The sequence below is a fragment of the Photobacterium sp. OFAV2-7 genome (genome assembly GCF_022347985.1).
GTDB lineage: Bacteria > Pseudomonadota > Gammaproteobacteria > Enterobacterales > Vibrionaceae > Photobacterium.
The window spans coordinates 1-3,292 of sequence record NZ_JAKRFQ010000595.1; the positions used below are offsets into that span (position 1 = coordinate 1).

The window sequence follows — 3,292 nt, forward strand, 5'->3', positions numbered from 1 at the left end:
CGAAGGAACACTGCAGCCCTACTACTATAAAGCTGACACTGTTCGGGTTAGCAAGGGTAAGACGTTAGCTGGCTTCGAGGGTTTACAAGAAGTGACAGTGGACTTTGAGCATATTCGTCCTTAGTGCTATCTGACATTAATCAGGCGCTGACAAGCCAGGCGAAGAAATTGCTTTAAGATGTGTCAGCAAGATGCCTTAATAGTAAAAAATCCGGCCTACAAGACCAAAGGCCGGATTTAATATTTAAGTTTTGAGGTGTTTTTAGTGATAAAGCCCACAACTTGGTCACCCAGATTTACAAAATGCCTATTTACCTTTCTTGTTGCATATATAAGTCTCGATCATTGCGGTAGAATCGCTGCCAATTCCGAGTTAAGAAGTCTTCGAATTAGTAACGCCTTAGATTGGTTATGCTACCTGCTATTTCGAGGTGGCAGATTTGGCGTTGAGTCATGGTCGTGGTGATGAACTGCTGTTGATTGCTATTACATTAATTTTCGAAAAACGATCAGACCTTGTGATTTGGTGGAGGGAATAAGTCTCTGCCTGAATTTGGATTGTAGTGTGGAAACGAGGACCAACAGACTTATGGTCACTGACCATTTCATTGGTTTTCCAAACGATTACAGTATGGGTTTATTATGAACAAAGATGTAAATGTCGATGCCCTTTTCCTGGGGCCTAAATCTGAGAACCGGGTTTTCTATAAAGAGATGATGGAATATGCCATAACAGAGCATATGCATTGGCGCTCTGGCTTCCACCCGGAAGATTCGGCTCTGGTGACTCCGCATTGCCAGTATCAACCAGATTTCCGCGATACCTTATACCGTACAGAGGATATCTTACGCGACTTGTCTTCCCGCCTTAAAACAAAATCAGTCCCTTGGTTTTCACCACGCTACCTAGGCCACATGAATGCCGATACCTTGATGGTGTCGCATCTGGCCTACGTGATGACGATGATGTACAACCAAAATAACTGTGCGGTTGAAGCCTCGCCTGTAACGACAGATTTGGAACTTGAGGCCGGCCGTGATCTTTGCCAGATGTTTGGTTATGACGTCGGCAAGTCATGGGGGCATATTACCTCGGGCGGTACAGTGGCCAACTATGAAGGTATTTGGGTTGCCAGAAACCTGAAATCAATGCCACTGGCGATGGCCCATCATGATGAGGCAAAAGATCTGGTTGCTGGTTTAACAGAGCAGCAATTGCTGAACATGAAGAGTTCAGACGTGCTGGATTTAACCGATGAGCTGAAGAAACGTGGCATCTTCGAGCAGGTTAGGGAGCTGTCTGCACGAGGCGTTGGTGTCGAGCCGGGTAAGCTGGGTAAATTCCTGGTACCGCGCTCGAAGCACTACTCGTGGATGAAAGCCATGGATATTCTGGGCTTGGGCCAGGAGCACATCGTACCGCTGGACGTTGACAGTAATTACCGTACTGATGTGGAGAAAATGCGCGAGACAACCTTCCGTCTTATGGAAGAAGGTACACCAATTCTGGGTATGGTCTCGGTCGTTGGTACCACGGAAGAAGGCTCTGTAGATGCCGTTCATGAAGTGGTGAAACTGCGCCAGGAATGTGAGGAGAAATACGGCAGCTCGTTCTATATTCATGTTGATGCTGCCTACGGTGGCTATGTCCGCTCTATGTTCCTGGATGAAGAGTCTCAGTTCATGGATTATGACGCTCTGGTTGATAGCTATCGCAGCAAAGAAATCATTCCTGAGGGCGTTGTTTGGCCTAAGCGTGATGTATATGACGCGTTTCAGGCGATGTCAGAAGCCGATTCTATCACTGTCGATCCGCACAAGGTGGGGTATATCCCATACTCTGCCGGGGCGATTGCGATGAAAGACAGCCGTATCGTTGACCTTATTTCCTATCATGCGGCCTATGTATTTGAAGAATCGGATGAGCAGGATGTCGGTGACAAGCCGGTGATGCTGGGCTCTTCGATTATGGAAGGCTCCAAAGCCGGCTCGACAGCTGCGGCAGTATGGGCTGCCCACCGCCTGGTGCCGTTAAATATCAGTGGCTACGGTCATGTGATTGGTCGCGGTATTGTAACGGCAGACTGGTTTACCAATAAGCTGGCTACGGCTGAGCCGTTTGTTGTTCAGGGGCGCAGTTTTGAAGTCCGACCGCTGATGCATCCGGATTTTCATATGGTCAACTTTACGTTTAAAGAGTTGGGCAATGACAGTCTGGCAGATCACAATAGCCTGAACCAGCGCGTTTATGAGCGTTGCTCTTATGCGTCGGGTCGAGCCTACAGCAAAGACTTTCTCACCTCGTCAACGTCCCTGACGGTGGATGAATATGGTGACACGCCGAGCATCTATGTGCGTGAGCGCGGATTTGATGTGCAAGAGTGGGAGACTGAAGGTTCGGTGTATATTCTGCGCTCTGCGGTGATGACAACCTTCCTGCGCGACGAGGTCCGCTTCAGTCAGTACTGGAATAACCTGCGTGACATCTTTACCCAGATCCTGACGGAAATTGTTGATGAGGAGAATAAAAAATCCTTGTCGCATTCAGCAGCGTAACTCTCGGTTCATAATCCCGAGAGATAACATCTGCTGAGGTTAGAGGCTAGAAATGGCGAGCTTTATAGGCTCGCTTTTTTTGCTTAAGGTTTTGTTGAATAGATCATTGAGGAGGGCCTGATTAGAAACGGTCCTTGATTTCCAGATAGCGCTCGCGGATATGTTCGATCAGTGCCTGAATACGTTTGGCTGGTTTGCGGGTGTATGGATAGACCGCATAGATCCCGACGACCTTCCCGGCATGCTCCGGTAAAACCTCGACCAGGCTGCCTTGCTGGAGGTCGTCATAAATCAGACAGGTAGGCAGGTAGGACAGGCCGTTGCCGGCTAGGGTCGATTTACGAAGCGCGGCGGCATTGTCTGATGAAAAGTTGCCGGCGACTTTTAGCGTATAGAGTTCGCCGTTACGGATAAACTGCCAATCGAACGGGCCGGTGCTCTGCTGGTTGTAGCCAAGACAATTGTGGTGCTGGAGGGCCTTAGGCGTCATTGGCATCCCGTACTGTTCGATATATTTCGGCGAGGCGCAGATGACCCAGCGCGAGTTAAAAATATGGCGGGCGATCAGGCTGGAGTCTTCGAGGTAGCCGGTACGGATCACCAGATCGACGTTCTCGGACAAGAGGTCAACGAAATGGTTGTCCAGCGACATATCGACAGTCATGCCGGGGTGCTTCTGGCAAAAATCCGACACCGCCTCAGCCAATAGCAGCTCACCGGAAATGGTCGGGACAGA

2 protein-coding genes are annotated in these 3,292 nt (G+C 49.2%); one reads left to right on the forward strand and one right to left on the reverse strand.

All coding sequences use genetic code 11. The annotated features are described in order from the left end of the window. Positions 1–642: 642 nt before the first annotated feature. Entirely contained in the window at positions 643–2,556 is a 1,914-nt protein-coding gene (locus MHN01_RS21415; RefSeq protein WP_239413336.1) for a pyridoxal-dependent decarboxylase, read from the forward strand. 121 nt (positions 2,557–2,677) lie between these two features. On the opposite strand, the gene MHN01_RS21420 is transcribed toward MHN01_RS21415, so the two are convergent. Then, positions 2,678–3,292: substrate binding domain-containing protein (locus MHN01_RS21420; RefSeq protein ID WP_239413337.1), on the reverse strand; the 615-nt coding region annotated here is incomplete at its 5' end.

What these genes read in the sequence shown, in the direction of transcription:
- MHN01_RS21415 (WP_239413336.1), top strand. Translation starts at nt 643, where the DNA reads ATGAACAAAGATGTAAATGTCGATGCCCTTTTCCTGGGGCCTAAATCT.